Source organism: Microbacterium sp. Bi128 (genome assembly GCF_918698205.1).
Genome location: NZ_CAKKMM010001395.1, coordinates 1 through 1,321, shown reverse-complemented (window position 1 = coordinate 1,321; position 1,321 = coordinate 1). Strand labels below are relative to the sequence as shown.

Annotated in this window: 2 protein-coding genes; both read right to left on the bottom strand. The window is 69.6% G+C overall.

The window, feature by feature from the left end; genetic code table 11:
- Nucleotides 1-664 (bottom strand): iron-containing alcohol dehydrogenase (locus LQV45_RS33105; RefSeq protein ID WP_230011931.1); only part of this gene is annotated, 664 nt, incomplete at its 3' end.
- On the bottom strand, nucleotides 648-1,321 hold a 674-nt coding region (locus LQV45_RS33100; protein ID WP_230011929.1), incomplete at its 5' end, for an FGGY-family carbohydrate kinase. The genes LQV45_RS33105 and LQV45_RS33100, both read right to left, overlap by 17 nt.

Genomic DNA, 1,321 nt, shown 5'->3' with positions numbered 1-1,321 from the left:
CCAGGAGTTCGGCGCCGTGGCGGCGGGTCATGGTCGCGGCCTCGGCGGAGTAGCCGCGGTCCATCTCGACGAGGGAGGACAGGTACCAGTCCGCGGGGGCGGTGAACATCGAGATCATGTCGCCGAGTCCGGAGCGGTTCAGCAGTGCCGGCGCCCCTTCCAGGACGTTGCTGTCGACCACCAGTGCGTTGGGCCAGCCGGAGTGGGCGGTGCGCTTGACGCCGTTGATCAGCAGCACGGACTGGTCATCGGCGAAGCCGTTGACGGAGGCGGCGCTTTGCACGACGACGTGCGGCCGGGTCCCGGCGGCGACCTTGCCGATGTCGCACAGGGTGCCGGAGCCGATGGTGACGATGACGTCCGCGCCGGCACAGCCGGCGGTCGCAGCGCTCACGGTGGTCTCGTCGGCGTGGACGTGGCCCGGGAGGACCACGGTGGTGACCGTGCCCAGGGTTTCCAGGAGGGCCGTGACGGCGGGCTTGAGGTGGGTACCCGAGCCGGTGGTGTAGACGTCCTCGTCGGTGAGGACGGCGATGCTGTTATGGGCCGGGAGGGCGGCGACGATGTCGTGGACGGAGTCCAGCACGTCGGCGCCGATGACGACCTGGTCGAGGCCGACCAGGGGGTGGGAGAGGTAGCGGTCGAGGTCAGACGAGAGCGTCATGGCGTGCTTCTTTCTGCGGGATGGATTCGACGGCGTCGAAGAGGGAGCGGTAGTCCTGGTAGGCCATTTCAAGGGCCTCGGCATGGGCAGGGTCGGGGTCGATGCTGACCGGGTCGAGTTCGACGACGGCATCGACGGCGGATTCGAGGCTGGCGAAGGTGCCGGCGGCGACGGCGGCGAGCAGGGCCCCGCCGGTGGCGCTGGTCTCCTCGGTGAGCACCTTCTGGATCGGGGTGTTGCAGAGCGTGGCCTTCGCCGAGAGCCACAGCGCGGAGCGGGCCCCGCCGCCGACGACCCGGACCGACTGGGCCAGGCCCATGGCGTCGATCCGGTCGTAGATGTCGCGGAACGCGAAGCAGTTCGCCTCGATGATCGCCCGGGCCATGTCGGTGGAGTCGTGGTTCATCGACAGCCCGGCGAACGTCCCGCGCAGGGAGTCGTTCCACCGGGGCGCCATGGAGCCGGTCAGTGCCGGGATGAAGCGGACCCCGCGGGCGCCGGGTTCTGAGCGGGCGGCGCGGTCGAAGAACTCCTGCTGGCTGACGCCGAGGACGTTCTGGGCAAACCACAGCGTGTTGCCGCCCGAGACAAACCCGGGGTTCTCGATCAGGTAGGTGCCGTCCACGGCGTGCGCGTGGGTCTCGACGAGTTTGGTCT